This window comes from Pseudomonas sp. P108 (genome assembly GCF_032613195.1).
In the GTDB taxonomy this organism is placed as follows: domain Bacteria; phylum Pseudomonadota; class Gammaproteobacteria; order Pseudomonadales; family Pseudomonadaceae; genus Aquipseudomonas.
This window is the reverse complement of record NZ_CP126691.1, coordinates 1,340,224-1,356,727: the sequence shown is the minus strand read 5'-3', so window position 1 is coordinate 1,356,727 and position 16,504 is coordinate 1,340,224. Positions and strand designations below refer to the sequence as shown.

Below are 16,504 nucleotides of genomic sequence, written 5' to 3'. Positions count from 1 at the left end.
CCTTTTTTATTATTGAACAGGCTTTTCGCAGGAAAGCCTTTGCGGAACGTCAGCCTGCGTCCGACGTCCATAAAAGGGCCCCGGCGACAGACCGCCGAGTATATGACAGGCGCGAAAACTCTCAACAGGAGATTACTTCGCCGCTTTTTTGCCGATTTTCGGTGAATACGGCAAACTGTCGACCTCCCGAGCAAATGCTCGGTTTTATCCACTCACGCAGAAGCCGTATGACCCGTTCCCCGTTCCGCCGTCTTGTGTTTGGCACCTTGCGCCGACTGTTGTACCTCTGGGTTCGCTCGGAGACGATCAACCAGTCGTCGTTCACCCTCAACCTCGACCGCAGTCGTCCGGTGTTCTACGTCCTGCAAAACCCTTCGCTGACCGATCTGGCCGTGCTCGACACCGAGTGCACCAAGGCCGGCCTGCCGCGTCCGGTGCTGCCGGTGTCGGTGGGTTCGCTGATCGAACCGGCGGCGTTTTTTTACCTGACGCCGGACCCAGACTGGCTCGGTCGCCAGGACAAACGCGGCGCGCCGCCAACCCTGACTCGCCTGGTCAGCGCACTGACGCAGAACGCTGCTGAAGATGCGCAGATCATTCCGGTCAGCGTGTTCTGGGGCCAATCGCCGGACAGCGAAAACAGTCCGTGGAAGCTGTTGTTCGCCGACAGCTGGGCCGTCACCGGGCGCCTGCGTCGTCTGTTGAGCATCATTGTTCTCGGGCGTAAAACCCGCGTGCAATTCTCGGCGCCGATTCACCTGCGCGAGCTGATCGAGCACAACAAGGGCCACGAACGCACCGTGCGCATGGCCCAGCGAATCCTGCGCGTACACTTCCGTAATCTGAAAGCAGCGGTGATCGGCCCGGACATTTCCCACCGTCGCAACCTGGTCAAAGGTCTGCTCAACCAGCCACTGGTCAAGCAAGCGATCCTCGACGAAGCCGAGCGCGAAAACATCTCCGCGGAGAAAGCCAAGGCCCAGGCCCTGCGTTACGGCAACGAGATCGCCTCGGACTACACCTACACCGCGATCCGCTTCCTCGAAGTGGTGCTCAGCTGGTTCTGGAACAAGATCTACGACGGCATCAAGGTCAACCACATCGAAGGCGTGCAGAAGGTCGCCCAGGGTCACGAAGTGATCTACGTACCGTGCCACCGCAGCCACATCGACTATTTACTGCTGTCGTATCTGCTGTTCCGCAACGGCCTGACCCCGCCGCACATCGCCGCCGGGATCAACCTGAACATGCCGGTGATCGGCAGCCTGCTCCGTCGCGGCGGCGCGTTCTTCATGCGTCGCACATTCAAGGGCAATCCGCTGTACACCTCGGTGTTCAACGAATATCTGCACACCCTGTTCACCAAAGGTTTCCCGGTCGAGTACTTCGTCGAGGGCGGCCGCTCGCGCACCGGGCGCATGCTGCAGCCGAAAACCGGCATGCTCGCCATCACCCTGCGCAGCTTCCTGCGTTCGTCGCGGATGCCGATCGTGTTTGTGCCGGTGTACATCGGTTATGAGCGCGTGCTGGAAGGTCGCACCTACCTCGGCGAACTGCGCGGCGCGAGCAAGAAGAAAGAATCGATCTTCGACATTTTCAAAGTCATCGGTGCGCTCAAGCAGCGCTTCGGTCAGGTCGCGGTGAACTTCGGCGAGCCGATCAAACTGGCGGAATTCCTCGATGCCGAGCAACCGGACTGGCGCCAGCAGGAACTCGGCCCGCAGTACAAACCGGCGTGGCTCAACGAAACCACCAATCGCCTTGGCGAGAAAGTCGCGCAGCATTTGAACGAAGCGGCGGCGATCAACCCGGTCAACCTTGTCGCGCTGGCGCTGCTGTCGACCACACGTCTGGCACTGGACGATCGCGCCATGGCACGGGTACTGGATCTGTACCTGGCGCTGCTGCGCAAAGTCCCGTATTCGCCGCACACCACGCTGCCGGAAGGCGATGGTCGTGCGCTGATCGAGCATGTGAAGGACATGGACCTGCTCGCCGAGCAGAACGATGCGCTGGGCAAGATTCTCTATCTGGACGAGCAGAACGCCGTCCTGATGACCTACTACCGCAACAACGTGCTGCACATCTTCGCGTTGCCTGCGCTGCTGGCGAGCTTCTTCCAGAGCGCTTCGCGTATGAGTCGCGAACAGATCCTGCGCTACACCCGCGCGTTGTATCCGTACCTGCAATCGGAACTGTTCATTCGCTGGACGCTGGATGAGTTGGACGGTGTGGTTGATCAGTGGCTGGAAGCATTCGTCGAGCAAGGCCTGCTGCGCTTCGAGAAGGACGTCTACCTGCGTCCGGCGCCAAGTTCGCGGCATTTCGTATTGCTGACGCTGCTGTCGAAGAGCATCGCCCAGACCTTGCAGCGCTTCTACATGACCGTGTCCTTGCTGCTCAACAGCGGCCAGAACACCGTCAGCGCCGAAGAGCTGGAAGATCTCTGCACGGTCATGGCCCAGCGCCTGTCGATCCTCCACGGTCTGAATGCGCCGGAGTTCTTCGACAAGAGCCTGTTCCGTCACTTCATCCAGACGATGCTCGACCTCGACGTGCTGCGCCGCGACGAAGCCGGAAAACTGAGTTACCACGAGCTGCTTGGCGAACTCGCCGAAGGTGCGGCCAAGCGCGTGTTGCCGGCGGAGATTCGTTTGTCGATCCGCCAGGTTGCACTGCATCGCAGTGAAGATGCTGCCGATCAGGTCGTCGCCCAACCCGAGACCTGATGCAAACCCTGTGGGAGCGAGCCTGCTCGCGAAGGCGGAGTGTCAGACAACTGAAATGTTGAATGCTAAACCGCTTTCGCGAGCAGGCTCGCTCCCACATTGAAAAGGAGAACGTCCGATGAAAAAACTCACCCTGCTCGCCGCCGCCACACTGCTCAGCGCCTGCCAATCGACCACACCTGCCGGCAAGGTCGGCCTTGACGGTGAAGTGTTCTACTTGCAGCGCATCGCCCTGCCACCGAGCACGACCCTCAGCGTCAGCCTGCAGGACGTTTCGCTGGCCGATGCGCCAGCCGTGGTGCTGGATGAACAGAAAGGCCCGGTCCTAGGCCAGGTACCGCTGCCCTTCCACTTGAGCTACGATCCGGCGCAGGTCAAACCGGGCCACCGTTACTCGGTCAGCGCGCGCATTGAAATCAACGGTGAGTTGATGTTCATCACCACCGAAAACCACGCCGTGCAACTCGACGGCAACGACCCGCAGCCGCTGAAAATTCGCGTCGACGCCGTTCGTTAATTCATTTTCTGCCTCAAGGAAGCCGCCATGCTCCGCCCTACCCTTCGCTTCGCCGGCCTGTGTGCAGGCCTGATGATCTCCGCCAGCGCCATGGCCTTGTCGCTGAGTGACCTGTCGCAAAAAGACGCCACCGGCGGCCTCAAGGATGCCCTGACCCAGGGTGCGCAAATCGCCGTCAAACAACTCGGCACACCCGGCGGTTTCAGCAACAACCCCGACGTGAAGATCGAACTGCCGGGCAAACTCGGCAAAGCCGCGAGCAAAATGAAAGCCTTCGGCATGGGCGCCCAGGTTGAAGAACTGGAAACTGCCATGAACAAGGCTGCCGAATCCGCGGTGACCCAGGCCCAGCCAATCCTCGTCGATGCCGTGAAGAAAATGAGCGTGGAAGACGCCAAAGGCATCCTCAGTGGCGGCAAGGACTCGGCCACGCAATACCTCGACAAATCCAGCCGCGAACAGATCCGCGCCAAGTTCCTGCCGATCGTCAAACAAGCGACCGACAAGGTTGGCGTAGCGCAGAAGTACAACTCGTTCGCGGGCCAGGCTGCTGCGTTTGGCGTTGTCGATGCGAAGAGCGCCAACGTTGAAAACTACGTCACCGAGCAAGCGCTCAATGGCCTGTTCGAGATGATCGGCAAACAGGAAGAAACCATCCGCCAGAACCCGGCCGCTGCGGCGACCAGCCTGGCGAAGAAGGTGTTCGGCACGTTGTAATGTGCTGAACGACAAAAAGCCCGCTGACCTTTACCGGTTCAGCGGGCTTTTTTGTGGGCGTCAGTTTTGCGGATCGACTTGATCGAGGACGCGATTCACCGACGGCTCAGCGAGGGAAATCATCTGCTGAATACCCAGAAGCTGACTACACGTCGGGCCATTCAGGGTGAACGCCAGTTCGCTGGCCATGATGTTGGCTGAGGCCAGGGTTTCACAGGCGTGAGCGAGTAATGTTTCGGAATCGACTTAGGGAAGGACGGTAAAAATTGTGCTGGGATGGCTGACGGGTTTGGGGGGATTGGGTGTGGTTTTGAACATGGCGAAATCTCCTGAAGTAGTGGAGCCGCCACCGTTCGCTGCGAAACGAAAGTTAGGTGGCAGCTGTACGCAGGTTCGCAGACCGGGACTTCAGGCACCCGGCATACCCGAAGGTATCCCGCGCACAACCGCCATGACACAGGCATAAAAAAGCGCCCGCTTTCGGATGGTGGACGCTGTGCGTCTGAAGTTTAACCGGGCTGCGAAACCCGGTCGCTGATTTTTGCAGCGACAGACCTAGCCTAGAGATCGCGCTTCCGACGGACAACCTGAAAACCTTGTGGGAAGGTTCTGTATTTTCGCAACACGGTTAAACAATTTTGCCTGTCCGATCGTCATCGCCAGCAGGGTCACTCCTACAGTTAAATGGAGTACACCTGCAAAAAACGGGTCGGCTGTCAGGCCGCCTTCGCGAGCAGGCTCGCTCCCACAGTTGAATTGAGTACACCTGCAGAAAACAGGTCGGCTGTCAGGCCGCCTTCGCGAGCAGGCTCACTCCTACAGTTGGATTGAGTACACCTGCAGAAAACAGGTCGGCTGTCAGGCCGCCATCGCTGGCAAGCCAGCTCCCACAATTGGATTGGGTGTATGCCGGTAGAGATTGGGCGGCTGTCAGGACCTCATCGCGAGCAGGCTCGCTCCTACATTTGGATTGCGTACATCTGCAGAAAACAGGTCGGCTGTCAGGCCGCCTTCGCGAGCAAGCTCGCTCCCACAAAAGAGCAAGAGCAGATCGCTTCTGCTCCTCACCACTCAACAGGATGAGCGTTAGCTCGGCTGCAGCTTTTGATCTTGATCTGGAAGCCCGTCGGCAGGCTGAGTGGAGGGATTGATCCGGGGGTGGGAGCGCAGCGACCGTTCGACGAAGTCGAACACATCGAAAGGAGGTGCAGCGAAGCAAACCGGAAGCGATGCCCCCGGATCGATCCCGGAGCGAAGGAACCCCGAGCCCCAGCGAGCGGGCCGAACGTCAGGGCGCAGACCTTTGGTTCCTTTGGGGCGTTTGCCAAAGGGACTCGCTGTAAAAGCGAAACCGCCAGCGGCAGCACCCGCAGAAACGGATATTCACCCAACCCCCAAGAACATGGTCGGCCCGAAGGCCGCCACGTCAAACAAAGGATCAAGCCTCGCGCCGAACCCTGAACCAAGCCGCATACAACGCCGGCAAAAACAACAGCGTCAACGCGGTCGCAACAATCAACCCCCCCATGATCGCCACCGCCATCGGCCCGAAAAACACACTCCGCGACAACGGAATCATCGCCAGCACCGCCGCCAACGCCGTCAACACAATCGGCCTGAAGCGTCGAACCGTAGCCTCGATAATCGCCTGCCAAGGCTTAAGCCCGGACTTGATATCCTGCTCAATCTGATCCACCAGAATTACCGAATTGCGCATGATCATCCCCGACAACGCAATCGTCCCCAACATCGCCACAAACCCGAACGGCTGGCGGAACACCATCAAAAACAGCACCACCCCGATCAACCCCAACGGCGCCGTCAAAAACACCATCGCCGTGCGCGAAAAACTGCGCAACTGCACCATCAACAACGTCAGCACCACGACAATAAACATCGGCACCCCGGCATTCACCGACTTCTGCCCACGCTCGGAATCCTCCACCGTGCCACCGACATCCAACAGATAACCATCAGGCAACTCGGCGCGAATCGAATCCAGCGTCGGCATGATCTGCTTCACCAGCGTCGCCGGCTGTTCCTTGCCATAAATATCCGCCCGCACGGTCACGTTCGGCAGACGATTGCGGTGCCAGATAATCCCTTCCTCAAAGCCGTATTCAAGGGTAGCAATCTGCGACAACGCCACGCTGCGGCCGTTATCCGTCGGCACCGCCAGACTCGGCAACAACGACAACTCGGTACGCTCATGCACCGTGCCGCGCAGCAGAATCTCGATCAACTCATTGTCTTCGCGATACTGGCTGACACTCGACCCGGTCAACGAACTCTGCAGGAATTTCGCCAGATTAGCCGTGCTCACACCCAACGCCCGGGCACGATCCTGATCGATATTCAGGTAGACCACCTTGCTCGGCTCTTCCCAATCCAGATGCACATTGACCACATGCGGGTTCTCGCGAACCTTGGCCGCCACTTTGCGCGCCAACGCGCGGACCTCTTCGATGTGTTCGCCGGTGACGCGGAACTGCACCGGATAGCCAACCGGCGGACCGTTTTCCAAGCGTGTAACCCGCGAACGCAATGCAGGAAATTGCTCGTTAAGCGTTTCGATCAACCATCTGCGCAGCGCCTCACGCTCTTCGATGGTTTTCGCCAACACCACAAACTGCGCGAAGCTCGCCGCCGGCAACTGCTGATCCAGCGGCAGGTAGAAACGCGGCGAACCGGTGCCAACATAGGCCACATAATTGTCGATGCCCGCATGATCCTTGAGCATCGCCTCCAGCCGTTTGACCTCACCGGTGGTATTGGCCAGCGACGCGCCTTCAGCCAATTTCAGATCGACCATCAACTCCAGTCGATTGGAGGCCGGGAAGAACTGCTGCGGGACGAAACGGAACAACATCACCGAGGCGATAAACAGCCCCACCGTCAGCACGATTACGGTCTTGCGATGCGCCACGCACCACTCCACCAAACGCCGAACCCGCTGATAGAACGGCGTGCCATACGGATCCGGCTGACCGTCGCCAGTGCCATGTTTGGCCGCATGAATTTTCGCCAGATCCGGCAGGAGTTTTTCCCCCAGATACGGCACAAACATCACCGCCGCCACCCACGAAGCGAGCAGCGCAATTGTGACAACCTGGAAGATCGAGCGGGTGTATTCGCCAGTGCCGGACTGCGCCGTGGCAATCGGCAGAAACCCGGCGGCAGTAATCAATGTGCCGGTGAGCATCGGGAACGCGGTGCTGGTCCAGGCATAACTCGCCGCGCGGATGCGATCAAAGCCCTGCTCCATTTTGATCGCCATCATTTCCACGGCGATGATCGCGTCGTCCACCAACAAGCCAAGCGCCAACACCAACGCGCCAAGGGAGATCTTGTGCAGGCCGATGCCGAGGTAATACATGCAGGCGAAAGTCATCGCCAGCACCAGCGGAATGGTCAGCGCCACCACCATGCCGGTGCGCACGCCGAGGGAGAAGAAGCTCACCAGCAAGACAATCGCCAGCGCTTCGACCAGTACCTGAACGAACTCGCCGACTCCGGTTTTCACCGCCGCCGGCTGGTCGGAAACCTTGCGCAATTGCATACCGGCCGGGAGGTTTTTCTGGATGCGCGAGAACTCGCCTTCCAGCGCTTTACCCAGCACCAGAATGTCGCCGCCATCCTTCATCGCTACCGCCAGACCAATCGCGTCTTCGCCCATGAAGCGCATGCGCGGCGCCGGTGGATCGTTGAACCCGCGACGCACATCGGCGACATCGGAGATGCGGAACGTACGATCACCGACGCGGATCGGGAAGTTTTTTATCTCCTCGACCGTCTGAAAATTCCCTGAGACTCGTAGTTGCAAACGCTCGCTACCGGTTTCAAAGAACCCCGCGGTCGACACCGCGTTCTGCTCTTGCAGCGCTTGTTGCACCGCCGCCAGCGGCAAGCCGAGCGTTGCCAGTTTGACGTTGGACAGCTCGACCCAGATTTTCTCATCCTGCAAACCAAGCAGGTCAACCTTGCCAACATCCTTGACCCGTTGCAGCTGGATCTGGATACGGTCGGCGTAATCCTTGAGCACCGCGTAATCGAAACCGTCGCCGGTCAGCGCATAGATATTGCCGAACGTGGTACCGAATTCATCGTTGAAGAACGGCCCCTGTATGTCCGGCGGCAAGGTCTGGCGAATATCACTGACCTTCTTGCGCACCTGATACCAGAGGTCGGGAATTTCCTTGGAGTGCATCGAGTCGCGGGCAATGAATGTCACCTGGGATTCACCGGGGCGCGAGAACGACACAATGCGTTCGTACTCACCGGTTTCCATCAGTTTCTTTTCGATGCGTTCGGTGACCTGCCGCGAGACTTCCTGCGCGGTCGCCCCCGGCCAGCGGGTTTGAATCACCATGGCTTTGAAAGTAAACGGCGGGTCTTCACTCTGGCCGAGCTTGGTGTAGGACAACGCACCGACGATCGCCAGCAAAAGCATCAGGAACAGTACGATCTGGCGATTACGCAGCGCCCATTCGGAAAGGTTGAAGCGCATCGGGGCTTACTCCTTGTCCGCCAGATTGACCACACGGTTGGAGCGATCCACCGGACGCACCTGCTGCCCTTCAAGCAACACATGCACACCGGCGGCCACCACCCAGTCGCTGGCGTTCAAGCCTTCGAGCACCGGTACGCTTTTCTCGCCGAACGGGCCGATGCGCACCGGGGTTTTCTTCAAGGTGTTGTTGCCGTTGACGACCCACACGTAGGTCGCGCCGTTTTCCGCGGTGAGTGCCGAGAGCGGCACCGACAGGGAAACGCTGTCAGCCGATTGCACAAACACCCGGGCGCTCTGGCCCAGTTCGGCCGGGACTTTGCCGCCGGTGAAGGAAATACGTGCAGCAAAGGTGCGTGAGCGTGGATCGGCGGCGGGCGACAGTTCGCGGATCTGCCCGGCAAATCGCTGGTTTTGCTGCGTCCACAATTCAACCGTCACTGGCTGACCGACCTTGAAGCGCCCGAAGCTCTGCTCCGGCAGGCTGATCAACACTTCGCGCTCGCCATCAGTGGCCAGGGTGAATACGGTTTGCCCGGCGGCAACCACCTGCCCCACCTCGACCGAACGCTTGGCCACCACGCCATCCTGCGGCGCACGCAGCACGGCGTAACTGGCCTGATTGGTCGATACGTTGAATTCGGCTTTGATTTGTTTGAGGCGGGCTTCACCGGAGCGGTAAAGATTTTCGGCATTGTCGTAAGCCGAGCGGCTGACCATCTGCCGATCCATCAGGGTCTTGTAGCGATCGCGCTCGGCACGCACCAGATTGAGATTGGCTTCGGCGGCGGCGACCTGGGCGCGGGTGGCTTCCAGTTGCAGGCGCACGTCCTGCGGATCGAGCTCGGCGAGTGGCTGATCAGCCTTCACCCGCTGGCCCTCATCGACCAGTCGTCGGCTGACTTTGCCGCCAATGCGGAAGGCCAGATCGGGTTCGTAGCGAGCGCGAACCTCGCCCGGATAACTTTCCATCGCCTGCGCCGAAGGCTCTGGCTGCACCACCATGGCCGGTCGCACGGTGACTTGCGTCGCCTCTTCCTGACCACACGCTGACAAAAGGAACGCCAGACTCACTGGCAACGCGAGGGACAACGCATGGCGGAACATGGTGACGGACCTTTCGCTAATGGTGCTTGGAATAATTATACTGGCGGGTATGGTATTAATAGCAAACTCACCAGTCCAGTATTAAAAGCGAAGAATGTCGAACAATCTTTCAGCTCCAAACGGTCCGGGCCGCCCCAAGGATCTGGCCAAGCGCCAGGCCATCCTCGACGCGGCGAAAATTCTGTTTCTGAGTCATGGCTACGCCAACACCAGCATGGACGCGGTCGCCAGCGAGGCCGGCGTGTCGAAGCTGACGGTCTACAGCCATTTCAACGACAAGGAGACGCTGTTCTCCGCCGCCGTGGTGGCCAAATGCGAAGAGCAATTACCGCCACTGTTCTTCGAATTGCCTGAAGGCATCGCCGTGGAAAATGTGTTGCTGAACATTGCGCGAGGCTTTCATCACCTGATCAACAGCGATGAATCGGTGAACTTGCACCGCTTGATCATGGCGCTGGGCAGTCAGGACCCGAAGCTGTCACTGATCTTCTTCGAGGCCGGCCCGCAGCGCATGGTGCAGGGCATGGAGCGGCTTTTGACGCGCATCCACGAGACGGGCGTGCTGAGCATCGATCTGCCGCGCAATGCCGCCGAGCATTTCTTTTGCCTGATCAAGGGCGCGGGAAATTTCCGGCTGTTGTATGGCTGTGGGGAGCCGTTGAGCGAAGAGGCTGCAGAGAGCCATATCGAGGAAGTGGTGGCTTTGTTTATGCGCGCCTATCGCCCCTGATTCTGTGGTGTCTGGGGGGACGCCTTCGCGAGCAGGCTCGCTCCCACAGTTGAAATGCATTCCAAGGTGGGAGCGAGCCTGCTCGCGAATAGCAGCGACTCGGTCTTAGGGTTTTAGCGCTTTCTTCGGATAGATGTCATAGCGGCTCGATTTGCCATCCAGCGCATGACTCGGCTTCGGCCCCTCAATGCACGGCGCCTTGCGCGGTCGCTTGACCACTACCCGGTGCGTCGCCAAGGCCAGCGCCGCCTGCAACAACGCCGGCGCATCCGGATCATCGCCCACCAGCGGCCGGAACAGACGCATTTCCTTCTTCACCAGCGCGGTCTTCTCGCGATGCGGAAACATCGGGTCGAGATAAATCACCTGCGGCGGCTCACCTTCCCAGTTCTGCATGACTTCGATGGAATTGCCCTTGAGCAATTTCATCCGCGCCACGATCGGGGCCACGTCGAAATCTTCCGCCGCGCGCGCCAGACCGTCCTCCAGCAGCGCACCAATCAATGGCTGGCGCTCGATCAGGCTCATTTCGCATCCGAGGCTGGCCAGCACAAACGCATCCTTGCCCAACCCCGCCGTGGCATCCAGCACACGCGGGCGCACGCCTTGAGCAATGCCGACAGCCTTGGCGATCATCTGCCCGCTGCCGCCCCCGTATAAACGCCGATGCGCCGCGCCGCCCTCAACGAAGTCGACGCGCACCGGCCCCGGTGCGTCCGGGCCGAGCTGTTGCAGCTGCAAACCCTGCTCGCCGACCTGCAAGGCAAACTCGCCGTCCGCCACTTCAAGCGGCAGGCCCAGACGCTCGGCCCACTGCTCGGCTTGCGCTTCATACGTCGCGCCGAGGGCTTCGACATGGATGCGGCAGGCCGCGGGTTGCTCGATCATGGAAAACACGCTCAAAAATTCAAGGATCGGCAAAAACCGCCGATAATTCATTCAACGCGCATTTTGCCAGAGCTGAGCGTCAACCGAAAAAAATGTCAGGCATTCTTCCCACATCGATTGGCTACATCTCGCCCCATGGCGACTTTAGCCGTCAAAACACTCAAGCACTGAGCGGCGTCAGTCATCTGTGGCAGGATTTCTTTGCCCAGGCGCTGGCCGAACAGACGAGTGAAGTGGTGCCTGCCTGCGGTACATTTCCGCCGGTTGACCTGAGCAGCCCTGAAGAACCGACCATCGGCAGCGAGCTGCACGCGCACATCGTCAGCCAGCGCGAGTGCGATGTGGTCGAGACCGAAGTGCGTCCGCCGGAGCCGCTGTTCCTGCCGATCGCCGAGTTCGAAATGGACTTGCTCGACAAGCCATTCCCACCGTTCCCGCCAGAAGAATTGAAAGCTCAGCAAGAGCAACAGGATTTCGACAGCAGCTGGGTACGGCCGGTGGTGATCAACAACGGTCAGCCAACACCAGAACCAGGCCCGGCACCGCAGAAGAAACCGCTGTACCTGCCGATTGCCGAGTTCGATCTGGATCTGCTGCAAAAGCCTTACCCGCCGTTCCCGCCGGAAGAAATCGTCGAGCAACAGAAAGCGCTGGACTTCGATAACGGCTGGGCACGTCCGATCGTTCTGCAGAACCTGCGCCTAGCCGCTTAACACTCAGCGACACACGCTCCAGCGCCCGACATCGACATGAAAGTGATTGCGATGGGCGGCGTTGTAATCCGGACTCAACACCACACTGAACGCCTCGCAGGCACCGTCGCGCACCTGACGGAGAAACTGCGCGTCCTGATTTTGCTTCGGCCAGTCCTTGAGCACGCTGATACTGCGACCGTCGGCCAGACGAAAACCGGCGATGTCCAGCGCATCGGCACTGGCATGACGGCTGAGCGCGCCGCTTTCGCGGTTGTAGACATTGCGACAGGCGAAGCTGCCGAGGTGATCGACTCGCGCGACTTTCTGACCGTAAACCGACTGTGCGGCGGGTTGCAGCGAATGGTGCTCGAACATCGCGTAGGCGACCGCCAATGGGCAACTGGCGAGGAAACTGCTGCTCAGCGCCACCTCACCGCCCTGCACGCGTAATGCGCCGATCAGTGGGCACTTGGCGTCGGGGCTGTCGGATTGAGGTGTGACGCGCAGATCGGAACTGCTTAACGCCTGGGCGCAGAGCTCAGGATCACTGCGCAAGCGCATCAGCTTGTAACCGGTCAGCCAGTTGGGCGCGGCTTGCACATCCAGCGGCGCCCATGGATTCCATTCTGGCGGCACGTCCAGCCAACCGCGCCAGACACTGATCAACGCGCCGCCGATGATCAACAGGACGCTTAGCGCAATCCATCGCCCCATGCTCAACCCTTGAAGAACTGATTGGCCTTGGCGTACGGCATCGACTGCGAGGTAAAGCCGAACGTGCCCGATTGCTGGATCTCTTCAGCGGCGCGAAAAAATTCGCCGAACGCCGCCAACGCCAGCGCCGAACCAGTACTGATGCGGCGCACGCCCATTTCCTCCAGCTCCTGCACGGTCAGTTTCAAACCGCCGGACATCAGCACATTGACCGGTTTCGGCGCCACCGCGCGCACCACCGCCAGCACTTCTTCGGCGTTGCGCAACCCTGGCGCGTACAGCACGTCGGCGCCTGCTTCGGCGAAGGCCTGCAAGCGGCGGATGGTGTCGTTGATGTCGGGATTGCCGTGCAGATAGTTTTCCGCACGCGCGGTGAGGATGAAGGGAAATGGTAGCGTGCGCACCGCAGCAACAGCGGCTTCGATGCGCGCCACGGCGTGTTCGAAACAATAGATCGGCGCATCCGCGCGGCCTGTGGCGTCTTCGATCGAGCCACCCACCGCGCCCGCCTCGGCTGCGCGAAGCAGGCTTTTCGCGGCTTCGGCCGGGTCATCGGAAAAACCGTTTTCCAGATCCACCGCCACCGGCAGATCCGTCGCGGCGACGATTGCGCGGACATTGGCCAAGGTCTCATCAAGGCTCAAGGCACCGTCAGCCTTGCCTTGGGAAAACGCATACCCGGCGCTGGTGGTCGCCAAGGCCTGATACCCCAGGCTGGCGAGCATTTTCGCCGAACCTGCATCCCACGGATTGGGAATGACAAAAATCCCCGGACGCTCATGCAGGACTTTGAAGGCGTGGGCTTTACGGGTTTGTTCTTGAAGGGCTGAGGCGTCCATCGGCAGGCTCCCTGGCAGGATAAAAATCCGCCTCAGAGCAGGTCAAGTTGCTCGGCGGCGGGTTCTCTGTATAGCTCAGGCAGCGCTGGCAGGCCAGGCAAACGTTGCATCAGTTGCGTGTGAAAACGTTGCGCCAGTTTTGCCGCCAACAGGTTGTCGGCGGTGTGCAGGAAGATGTACGGCGTGCGCCCCTCTTCGATCCACTCGGCGATTTTAGCCACCCACGGCAGCAGAAACGGGTCGTTGGCCTCAAGCTCTGGATGGCCAATGAAGCGCACCTGCGGAAATTGCGTAAATGCCGCCGGGCGTGTCGGCACTCGCGGCTTTTTCGATTGCGCGTGAATCACCGAAGACTCGGTCGACAGGCAGCTGAACAGCGCACGCGGATCAAGGCAAATGCGCTCGACACCACGATCCAGCAGCAGGCGATTCAGCAGGCGTTCGCTCTCGCCCTTGGCGAAGAACTGTTCATGCCGCACTTCCACCGCCAACGGGCAATCCAGCGCATCGATGAACGCTGCCAGTTCCGGCAGGCGATGCGGCGTAAAGCTTTTCGACAGTTGCAACCACATCGGCGAGACACGCTGGCCGAGGGGTTTGAGTAATTGCAGGAAGGTATCGGCGGCGGTCAGTTGCTCGCGCAGATCACCGCTGTGGCTGATGTCGCCGGGAAATTTGGCGGTGAAGCGAAAGTGTTCGGGCATCACCTCGGCCCAACGCTGCACGGTGGCCGGCGACGGGCTAGCGTAGAAGGTCGTGTTGCCTTCAACGGCGTTGAACACTTGCGAATAGAGACCGAGGAAATCGGCGGTTTTGGCGTCTACCGGGTACAGATACTCGCGCCAGGCATTTTCGCTCCAGGACGGGCAACCGAGGTAGTAAGGCAGATCCATCAGATGTACAGATCGAGGCCCAGCACGTCTGCATCCCAATCGACAAAACCGGCGGTGCTCAGGTAGCTGGCCAAGGCCATGGCTACGCTCTTTTTCATCGCACGGTGGTAAATCATGTCTTGTTGACGGGCGGGCAGATTGCTCAGGCGTTGCGCGGCGGCTTTGGCGGCAGCACGGGCAGCCAGTTGCTCTTCAGTCGGAAATTCGATCTCACCGTCGATATCGTCGACGGACTCATCCACAGTCACATGGCCTTTGCGAGGCTTGCGCTTGATGGGGTAGGACTGAGAGGAAAGGCCGTCTATACGCATAAATTCATGCTCGGTATCGATGATGGCAATTTAGCGGCACTTGACTGACTTAGCAAACCGCCGAGTGATAACTAGAACACATAAAGCGCAAAAGGTTTAAAACGCGGGGTTAGAAACTGACGATTGGTGTCGTCGGCAGAAAGCTATTCGCGAGCAGGCTCGCTCCCACAAGGACAGCGCTGTACCTGTGGGAGCGAGCCTGCTCGCGAAAGGGGCAATTCGGTATCGAGTGAATCAGCGGGCTTTCGGGGTGGCGACCTTGTCGCGCAGGTAAACCGGTTGCGCGTCATCCGCCGGGATCGACTCGCCGCGTTCCCAGGCAAAACGCGCCAGCGTCAGCAGGTCTTCGGCGTGGGGCAGCATGCCGGCGTTGGAGCCGCTCAGATTGACCGCAATGCGCTCGCCATAACCCCAACCGGTGCCAGCACCGAACCAGTCGCCACTGGCATCGGCCGGCAGCGCCGCGACTTCCGGCGGCAACACCGCTTCGGCACCAACCAGACGCATCTCCCCCGCCGTCTCGCGGTAGCAGCCCCAATACACTTCATCCATCCGCGCATCGATGGCCGCCGCGACTTGGCTCACACCGTGCTCACGCAACGCGCGCTGCGCCAGCACGGCAAGGTTGGATACCGGCAACACCGGACGATCCAGCGCAAACGCCAGCCCCTGCACCACACCAATGGCAATCCGCACCCCGGTAAACGCACCCGGCCCGCGACCGAAGGCAATCGCATCGACCGCTTGCAACGTGGTGCCGGCGCCGGCCAGCAGTTGCTGAATCATCGGCAGCAGCTTCTGCGCGTGCAGGCGCGGGATCACCTCGTAATGGCTCGTGACCTTGCCGTCATGCAGCAAAGCAACGGAGCAAGCTTCAGTCGCGGTGTCCAGGGCCAGCAAGGTGCTCATCGATGTTTCCAAAACAGGGGTGGGAAAAAGTGCGTCAGTATAAACAACTACGGCCCGCAAGCGGGCCGTGGATGATGCTGCGGTTCAGACTTTTCAGCTCAGCGCGGCCAGCACCTTGGCGGTGATCGCATCGACCGAACCAACGCCCGGGATGTGGCTGTACTTCGGCTTGCCAGCGTTTTTCGCGGACAGGTTCTGATAGAACTCCACCAGCGGCTTGGTCTGCGAATGGTAGACCGACAGGCGATGACGCACGGTTTCTTCGGTGTCGTCCTTGCGCTGTACCAGCTCTTCGCCGGTGATGTCGTCTTTGCCCGCAATTTTCGGCGGGTTGTAGACGATGTGGTAAACGCGGCCGCTGGCTTCGTGAACACGACGACCGGCGATGCGTTGAACGATTTCTTCGTCTTCAACAGCGATTTCAACCACGGCATCCAGCTCAACACCGGCAGTCACCAGGGCTTCAGCCTGCGGAATGGTGCGCGGGAAGCCGTCGAACAGAAAGCCGTTGGCGCAGTCAGGCTGAGCGATACGGTCCTGAACCAGTGCGATGATCAGGTCATCCGACACCAGACCGCCGGCATCCATGATGCTCTTGGCTTGCACGCCCAGTGGAGTACCGGCCTTGACCGCTGCACGCAGCATGTCGCCGGTGGAAATTTGTGGAATGCCGAATTTTTCGGTGATGAACTTAGCCTGAGTACCTTTACCGGCCCCGGGAGCTCCCAGCAGAATGACGCGCATTAGATGTGCTCCTCAATTTTTTTATAAAAAGCTTTTACAAAACAAAGGATTCGCCGCTTGGGACGAATCCTGAAAATACGGGTCGTGGCCGCACAAACGGCCAAAGGCTGATCAAGATACACAGCAGGCTGCGCCCACACAAGACGCCAAAAGTCGGAGAAACCGAAGCCCCCCGCGACCTTGCGACGCGGTAACCCAAGTCGC

Annotated in this window: 14 protein-coding genes and 1 pseudogene; 5 read left to right on the top strand and 10 right to left on the bottom strand. The window is 59.8% G+C overall.

Annotation, left to right across the window (positions count from 1 at the left end):
- The first annotated feature begins 227 nt into the window (after positions 1-227).
- The 3 genes from plsB to QOM10_RS05785 all read left to right on the top strand — a co-directional run bounded on the left by plsB (position 228) and on the right by QOM10_RS05785 (position 3,963).
- Positions 228-2,729: a glycerol-3-phosphate 1-O-acyltransferase PlsB gene (gene plsB / locus QOM10_RS05795; protein WP_150749452.1), complete on the top strand. Its 2,502-nt coding sequence runs from the start codon at positions 228-230 to the stop codon at positions 2,727-2,729.
- A 118-nt stretch (positions 2,730-2,847) separates the two neighbouring features.
- Positions 2,848-3,246, top strand: a complete 399-nt coding sequence (locus tag QOM10_RS05790; protein WP_316917733.1) for a YbaY family lipoprotein — start codon at positions 2,848-2,850, stop codon at positions 3,244-3,246.
- Positions 3,247-3,273: 27 nt separating this feature from the next.
- Positions 3,274-3,963 (top strand): DUF4197 domain-containing protein, encoded by a 690-nt coding sequence (locus tag QOM10_RS05785; protein WP_116028733.1) that lies wholly within the window; start codon positions 3,274-3,276, stop codon positions 3,961-3,963.
- A gap of 60 nt (positions 3,964-4,023) precedes the next feature.
- Here the strand turns inward: QOM10_RS05785 and QOM10_RS05780 are convergent.
- The 3 genes and pseudogenes from QOM10_RS05780 to QOM10_RS05770 form a co-directional block, all read right to left on the bottom strand.
- Positions 4,024-4,254: pseudogene (locus QOM10_RS05780) on the bottom strand (DUF6124 family protein); the annotation flags it as partial.
- 1,147 nt (positions 4,255-5,401) lie between these two features.
- Positions 5,402-8,470: an efflux RND transporter permease subunit gene (locus QOM10_RS05775; protein WP_127925990.1), complete on the bottom strand. Its 3,069-nt coding sequence runs from the start codon at positions 8,468-8,470 to the stop codon at positions 5,402-5,404.
- 6 nt (positions 8,471-8,476) lie between these two features.
- Positions 8,477-9,577 (bottom strand): efflux RND transporter periplasmic adaptor subunit, encoded by a 1,101-nt coding sequence (locus QOM10_RS05770; RefSeq protein ID WP_123594900.1) that lies wholly within the window; start codon positions 9,575-9,577, stop codon positions 8,477-8,479.
- Positions 9,578-9,671: 94 nt separating this feature from the next.
- Between QOM10_RS05770 and QOM10_RS05765 the strand changes: the two genes are divergently transcribed.
- Positions 9,672-10,307, top strand: coding sequence for a TetR/AcrR family transcriptional regulator (locus QOM10_RS05765; RefSeq protein WP_127925989.1), 636 nt, complete (start codon positions 9,672-9,674; stop codon positions 10,305-10,307).
- A gap of 105 nt (positions 10,308-10,412) precedes the next feature.
- Here QOM10_RS05765 and QOM10_RS05760 read toward each other — a convergent pair whose 3' ends face one another.
- Positions 10,413-11,195: a class I SAM-dependent methyltransferase gene (locus QOM10_RS05760; protein WP_410479206.1), complete on the bottom strand. Its 783-nt coding sequence runs from the start codon at positions 11,193-11,195 to the stop codon at positions 10,413-10,415.
- Positions 11,196-11,287: 92 nt separating this feature from the next.
- Here QOM10_RS05760 and QOM10_RS05755 point away from each other — a divergent pair, with 92 nt between their 5' ends.
- Positions 11,288-11,908, top strand: coding sequence for an energy transducer TonB (locus QOM10_RS05755; RefSeq protein WP_316917732.1), 621 nt, complete (start codon positions 11,288-11,290; stop codon positions 11,906-11,908).
- 3 nt (positions 11,909-11,911) lie between these two features.
- Here the strand turns inward: QOM10_RS05755 and QOM10_RS05750 are convergent, their stop codons facing one another.
- The 6 genes from QOM10_RS05750 to adk form a co-directional block, all read right to left on the bottom strand.
- The gene (locus QOM10_RS05750; RefSeq protein ID WP_316917731.1) at positions 11,912-12,604 is read right to left on the bottom strand and encodes an extensin family protein; all 693 of its coding nucleotides are present in this window, start codon (positions 12,602-12,604) and stop codon (positions 11,912-11,914) included.
- A 2-nt stretch (positions 12,605-12,606) separates the two neighbouring features.
- A complete protein-coding gene (locus tag QOM10_RS05745) occupies positions 12,607-13,443 on the bottom strand; it encodes an oxaloacetate decarboxylase (protein ID WP_127925985.1) in 837 nt (278 codons plus the stop codon).
- Positions 13,444-13,475: 32 nt separating this feature from the next.
- Positions 13,476-14,336, bottom strand: a complete 861-nt coding sequence (locus QOM10_RS05740; RefSeq protein WP_316917730.1) for a DUF72 domain-containing protein — start codon at positions 14,334-14,336, stop codon at positions 13,476-13,478.
- Positions 14,336-14,647, bottom strand: a complete 312-nt coding sequence (locus QOM10_RS05735; RefSeq protein ID WP_102900558.1) for a hypothetical protein — start codon at positions 14,645-14,647, stop codon at positions 14,336-14,338. The genes QOM10_RS05740 and QOM10_RS05735 overlap by 1 nt, the downstream gene beginning before the upstream one ends.
- 234 nt (positions 14,648-14,881) lie before the next feature.
- On the bottom strand, positions 14,882-15,556 hold the full coding sequence (gene tsaB, locus QOM10_RS05730) for a tRNA (adenosine(37)-N6)-threonylcarbamoyltransferase complex dimerization subunit type 1 TsaB (protein ID WP_316917729.1): 675 nt from the start codon (positions 15,554-15,556) through the stop codon (positions 14,882-14,884).
- Between the two features lie 93 nt (positions 15,557-15,649).
- Positions 15,650-16,300: an adenylate kinase gene (adk, locus tag QOM10_RS05725; RefSeq protein ID WP_034154864.1), complete on the bottom strand. Its 651-nt coding sequence runs from the start codon at positions 16,298-16,300 to the stop codon at positions 15,650-15,652.
- Between the last annotated feature and the right edge of the window lie 204 nt (positions 16,301-16,504).

Bases quoted from the DNA above. Each gene is read 5' to 3' on its own strand.
- plsB (WP_150749452.1), top strand. From the start codon at position 228: ATGACCCGTTCCCCGTTCCGCCGTCTTGTGTTTGGCACCTTGCGCCGA.
- QOM10_RS05790 (WP_316917733.1), top strand. From the start codon at position 2,848: ATGAAAAAACTCACCCTGCTCGCCGCCGCCACACTGCTCAGCGCCTGC.
- QOM10_RS05785 (WP_116028733.1), top strand. From the start codon at position 3,274: ATGCTCCGCCCTACCCTTCGCTTCGCCGGCCTGTGTGCAGGCCTGATG.
- QOM10_RS05775 (WP_127925990.1), bottom strand. From the start codon at position 8,470: ATGCGCTTCAACCTTTCCGAATGGGCGCTGCGTAATCGCCAGATCGTA.
- QOM10_RS05770 (WP_123594900.1), bottom strand. From the start codon at position 9,577: ATGTTCCGCCATGCGTTGTCCCTCGCGTTGCCAGTGAGTCTGGCGTTC.
- QOM10_RS05765 (WP_127925989.1), top strand. From the start codon at position 9,672: ATGTCGAACAATCTTTCAGCTCCAAACGGTCCGGGCCGCCCCAAGGAT.
- QOM10_RS05760 (WP_410479206.1), bottom strand. From the start codon at position 11,195: ATGATCGAGCAACCCGCGGCCTGCCGCATCCATGTCGAAGCCCTCGGC.
- QOM10_RS05755 (WP_316917732.1), top strand. From the start codon at position 11,288: ATGTCAGGCATTCTTCCCACATCGATTGGCTACATCTCGCCCCATGGC.
- QOM10_RS05750 (WP_316917731.1), bottom strand. From the start codon at position 12,604: ATGGGGCGATGGATTGCGCTAAGCGTCCTGTTGATCATCGGCGGCGCG.
- QOM10_RS05745 (WP_127925985.1), bottom strand. From the start codon at position 13,443: ATGGACGCCTCAGCCCTTCAAGAACAAACCCGTAAAGCCCACGCCTTC.
- QOM10_RS05740 (WP_316917730.1), bottom strand. From the start codon at position 14,336: ATGGATCTGCCTTACTACCTCGGTTGCCCGTCCTGGAGCGAAAATGCC.
- QOM10_RS05735 (WP_102900558.1), bottom strand. From the start codon at position 14,647: ATGCGTATAGACGGCCTTTCCTCTCAGTCCTACCCCATCAAGCGCAAG.
- tsaB (WP_316917729.1), bottom strand. From the start codon at position 15,556: ATGAGCACCTTGCTGGCCCTGGACACCGCGACTGAAGCTTGCTCCGTT.
- adk (WP_034154864.1), bottom strand. From the start codon at position 16,300: ATGCGCGTCATTCTGCTGGGAGCTCCCGGGGCCGGTAAAGGTACTCAG.